Below are 4,641 nucleotides of genomic sequence, written 5' to 3' on the forward strand. Positions count from 1 at the left end.
CTCGTGATGTGGTCGGGGGACCTGCGGGATATGGCCGGGGGCCTTGCGGAAAAGGGCGTTCCGTCTTCCCAGGCGGCCGCTGCTCTCAAGCCGGTGATCAACTCCATCGCCGTCATGTTCTCCTTCATGCTGACAATCTACCTCGGCATGTACATCAACGGCTATGCTATCGTCATGGAGAAGATGAAGCGCTCGCTGGAGTCGCTCCTCTGTACTCCGGTGGGACTGCAAGGGATCTGGCTGGGGAAGACGCTGGCGGTGTTTGCCCCCAGCGCGGCCCTCGGGGTTGCGATCACCTTTTTGGGGCTTTTCGGCATGAACGCGGCCGTGATCGAGCCGAAGCTCGGGATCTACGTTATGCCCACGGGGGCGCCGCTTTTAGCCGTCCTGGTGGGGGTGCCCGCGGTAGCGTTTCCGTTCACCCTCCTTTTCATCGAGTCACAGCTTGTCCTCAAGGAGCGTCATTCCCAGTGGGTGAACACTATCCTCTTTGGACTGATATTCGGACTCGTCCCCGTGCTCCCCAAGTCACTCAGACTCCCCCCCAGTTCTTGGGGCTTCGTTGGGGTGCTATTGGGGATTGCTGCTGTCTTAACCATGCTTTCTGCTTTCTTTGCTCGTTTCCTCACCCCGGAACGGGTCGTACTGTCGAGCAAGGGAGGGTGAGACATGCGCCCTCGTCACAATGCGTGCAAAGGAGTCCCATGCACCTCTCTCACACTTCACCGACGAATCGCTCCCGGCGAAAAGGAGGTAATATGCCTCGGAGATTTGCTCTTTTGCTGTTGAGCTTGTTCTTCTTTGTCCTGACGGTCTATGCGGCTGCGCCCGAGAACATCTTCTCACGCTGGGCGACGCGCCCGCGGCCGGTGCTCAACATCGCCCACGCCGGCCCCGCGTCGATCGCGCCGCAGAACACGATCATCGCCGGGGAGAAGGCACTTCAGGCCGGGGCAGACCTGTGGGGGATCGACGTCCGGCTCACCAAGGACGGGGTCTTCGTCCTGATGCACGACAAGACCCTCGAGAGGACGACGAACGTCGAGGAGGTCTTCCCGGATCGTGCTCCATGGAGAGTCGAGGACTTCACCCTCGCCGAGATCGAGCGGCTTGATGCCGGATCGTGGTTTTTAAAAAGTGATCCGTTCGGGCAGATCAAGGCGGGGAACGTCTCCCCGGCCGACCAACGTGCGTACGCCGGAGTGAAGGTTCCCACTCTCAAGGAGGCGCTCGAATTCACCAAGGCGCATCACTGGCGGATGGACATCGAGGTCAAGCCGATGGACTATCTCACCCCGGCGCAGATCGCGGCCAAGCTGGTGGCGCTGATCCACGCGACCGACATGGTGGACTGGGTGATGGTATCATCGTTCGATCACCGCATCCTCGTGCAGGTGAAAAAGCTCGATCCCCACATCCCCACTGCCGCGTTGGTTGTCTTTCCCCCGGTTGATCCGGTTGGATACTTGAAGAAGATCGAGGCTGATGGGTACGAGCCGAGCTTGATCGCGATCAACAGGGATATCGCGGCAGAGCTGGAAAAGCAGGGGTTCGGGGTCTACGTGTGGACGTACAACGACGACGCGAAGCTACGCCACTTCGCAGCCATGCCGGGAATAAGCGGGATCTACACCGACTTTCCCCAGCGTCTGACCCCGATCTTGCAGGAGCTGTACGGGGCTGACAGAGAATAACGCCACTCGATCGCCAGCGAAATTTGGAGGAAAAAAGGAACTTTGAAGAGGAAAACAGGACTTCTCGTGACCATCTTTCTCCCGCTTGCCTTCTTCATCCCATTTGTTTCGGCCGCCGGAGCCGGGATCACTCCTGTCTGCTTTGATTCAGGGACGCGGGTCGTGCGCGAGGTGGCCGCGGCACTTACCGGAAGGGGGGAAAGCATCCTCGAGTGTTACCCACCTGTAAGCAAGCCCTTCCTGTGGCTCCTCCACCTCCTCCCGGAAAACCTGCGGATCGCAGGAATCGAGTGGGGAAGCTCGGTCTCCGTTGGGGTCCCGCCCGGCAGGCTCGCGGAGTTCGACGCCATGAGTCTGCCGCAATGGTGCCGATCCCAATACCCCGATGGCCGTGAATACAAGGCGATCGTCATCGGCTCCCCCAACGGCGGGGTCGCCCACCTTGCCGCCTTGCTCCACGCTCCGTTCCTCACCGCTTCCTTCCTCCTTGCCGTCCGACACCCGACGATCGATCCGGAGGATATCGATGCCTACTATGCCGCTGGCGAGAGGCTCGCCGCAGAGATACTGGCGGGATCGAAACGCACCGGTTTTGAGGTCATCAACCACTACGATCCGCTTCATGACCGCGCGTTGATCAAGTACGTGAATTTCCTCCGCATTAAACTCCTGGAGCTTCCGCAGGCTTATCAAGACTTCATCCTGCAGAACCTCGCTCCCGATGGGAAGATCGTCCTCATCGACTGTTCCTATCAATGGCCCCAGTACATCGTGGGAGAGCGGTCCTACCTCCAGGTGGGCGGGCTCGGTGCGATACCCGCAGGGGAGTATCTGAACCGCTTCGTGCTCGATCTTCCGGTAGAAGAGCGCCGGGAGTCCGAATGGGGCTGCCCGCCGGAGTTCGCCTGCGCGGTCAAGGATTTTGCAAAACGCCACGGGATCGATGTCATCGAGGTAAGCTACGACCATCCGCAAGGATACAGCCTCCTTTCCTACCGGGCGTATCTCGCCGCCGGTGCACGCAAACAGGAGATCATGTTCGATTGCTTCAACTACCAAAACCCGCTCACGAATATCCAGACCGGCATCCCCGCCCTGTGGCTCCCGTTCAATACCGAAGACAGCCTTGCCTTTGCCAGGAGCTTCCTCAGCGGGAAGAGGTTCGAACGGATCTACCTGGCGCTCCTTCCATCATTCGCCGGCAGCCCGGATACAGCATCGATCGGGGAGTGGGAGAAGCTCCTCTCCCCTCACGGAGACCTGACCATCATCGACGTCGATCCGCACACCTTTCCCGCCGACCCCCTGGCCCCGTTCCGGTTCGTCGCGGGGATGAAGCGGCTGCGGGAAGAGCGACATCGCTCGCCGTCCATTGAGCTCTCCCTGGCCACTCTTGCGGCACTGTTGCACCCCAACCCGCCGCCGGCTCCATCCGCGCCTCGGCCTTGATCGGATCGGAGAATGGCGATAGGCTTTTCGTATGACACGCTATCCCTACCTCATCCTCGCCGCACTCGTGGTCGGCGCCGACCGCCTCGTCAAATGGTGGGTGCAGGGACACGTCTTCCTGCCGCGAACCCTCATTCCGGGATTCATCCGCTTGAACCTGGTGCACAACATGGGTGGAGCGTTCGGGATCTTCCCGCGGAGCGGCCCCCTGTTCATCGTCATCTCTTCCCTCGTCTCGGTCGGGATCGCGGCGGCGCTTCTGTTCGCGCCGCTCCACGGCAGGCTCCTCAAATTCGGGCTCGGGCTCGTACTCGGCGGCGCGGTGGGGAACCTGATCGATCGGATACGGTTCGGGTATGTGCTCGACTTCTTCGAGGTGCGCTGGTTCTCGGTGTTCAACCTGGCGGACGCGTGCATCACGGTCGGGGTGGTGTTGATCATCATCCACACGCTGTTCTTCGCTGGAGGTAGGGATGGAGCTTAGGGGGAAGCTGATCGTGTTCGAGGGGCTGGATTTCACCGGCAAATCGACCCAGGTGCGCCTCCTTGCCGAGCGACTGCGGGCCCGCGGGTTGCCGGTGGTGACGACACGTGAGCCGGGAGGGACCCCGATCGGAGAGGAGGTGCGCCGGATCCTCCTCTCCCGGAAGAGCTCCGACCTCCTTCCCCTATCCGAGCTCCTTCTCCTCATCACCTGCCGCGCCCAGGTCTACTCCCAGGTGATCGCCCCTGGCCTCGCCCGGGGAGCCGTCGTCGTCTCCAGTCGTTACCGCCTCTCCAGCCTCGCCTACCAGGGCTATGGACGCGGACTCGATCTGGAGCTGATCCGGAGGTTGAACGACGCGGCGACGGCGGGGCGGCGACCGGACGTCACCTTCCTCATCGATCTTCCCGCCGAGCTCGCCCTTGCCCGCAGGAAGGGGAAGGGAGACCGGATCGAGGGGGAGGACCTCGAGTTCTATCGCCGGGTGCGGCGAGGGTACCTCGAGCTCACCCAAGACGACCCTACGGTGATCCGCATCGACGGGAAAAGATCGATTGAGGAGATTGCATCCATCGTTTTCGCTCACCTCGGGGTGTGAATTTTGTCACCGACGGGGAGGAGGGGTATCATGAGGGGAAACCTGGCGCAAGGGGGAGAAAAATGGATCTTGTTCTGATGAAGGAAGACCTTGTCTTCGGGGTGAAGCTGGCGAGCTACGCGCTCGGGACGCGAAGCAGCATGCCGATCTTGTCCGGGTTGAAGATGGAACCCACCGGAAGCGGACTCCGGTTGAGCGCCACCGACCTGGAACGGGCGGTGCAGTGCGAGATCCCGGTGGAAAACCACGGGGAAGAGGAGACCGTGGTGTTGAACGGGGCCATCCTTTCCCAGATCGCTTCCCGCCTCCCGGCCGACGACAGGGTGAGCCTGAAACGGGAGAGCGAGGACGGGAACGTGGTCAAGCTTCGCTGTGGCGAGGCCCTGTTCGACCTGCCCACCCTCCCGGTGGAGGAC

The 4,641-nt window shown here is 61.5% G+C and carries 6 protein-coding genes; all 6 read left to right on the plus strand.

Features of this window, described 5'->3' with window-relative positions; all coding sequences use genetic code 11:
• On the plus strand, positions 1 to 666 hold a 666-nt coding region (locus J7J55_00605), incomplete at its 5' end, for a hypothetical protein (GenBank protein MCD6141216.1).
• A gap of 92 nt (positions 667 to 758) precedes the next feature.
• Positions 759 to 1,694, plus strand: coding sequence for a glycerophosphodiester phosphodiesterase (locus tag J7J55_00610; protein ID MCD6141217.1), 936 nt, complete (start codon positions 759 to 761; stop codon positions 1,692 to 1,694).
• A gap of 42 nt (positions 1,695 to 1,736) precedes the next feature.
• Positions 1,737 to 3,143, plus strand: coding sequence for a hypothetical protein (locus tag J7J55_00615; GenBank protein MCD6141218.1), 1,407 nt, complete (start codon positions 1,737 to 1,739; stop codon positions 3,141 to 3,143).
• A gap of 31 nt (positions 3,144 to 3,174) precedes the next feature.
• Positions 3,175 to 3,627, plus strand: coding sequence for a signal peptidase II (lspA, locus tag J7J55_00620; GenBank protein MCD6141219.1), 453 nt, complete (start codon positions 3,175 to 3,177; stop codon positions 3,625 to 3,627).
• Positions 3,617 to 4,225 carry a dTMP kinase gene (gene tmk / locus J7J55_00625; GenBank protein MCD6141220.1) on the plus strand — a complete coding sequence of 203 codons (609 nt, stop codon included), beginning with the start codon at positions 3,617 to 3,619 and terminating at the stop codon, positions 4,223 to 4,225. The genes lspA and tmk overlap by 11 nt, the downstream gene beginning before the upstream one ends.
• 62 nt (positions 4,226 to 4,287) lie before the next feature.
• On the plus strand, positions 4,288 to 4,641 hold a 354-nt coding region (locus J7J55_00630; GenBank protein MCD6141221.1), incomplete at its 3' end, for a hypothetical protein.

The sequence above is a fragment of the Candidatus Bipolaricaulota bacterium genome (genome assembly GCA_021159055.1).
Lineage (GTDB): Bacteria > Bipolaricaulota > Bipolaricaulia > UBA7950 > UBA9294 > S016-54.

Coding starts and splice junctions, on each gene's coding strand:
- J7J55_00610 (MCD6141217.1), top strand. CDS start 759: ATGCCTCGGAGATTTGCTCTTTTGCTGTTGAGCTTGTTCTTCTTTGTC.
- lspA (MCD6141219.1), top strand. CDS start 3,175: ATGACACGCTATCCCTACCTCATCCTCGCCGCACTCGTGGTCGGCGCC.
- tmk (MCD6141220.1), top strand. CDS start 3,617: ATGGAGCTTAGGGGGAAGCTGATCGTGTTCGAGGGGCTGGATTTCACC.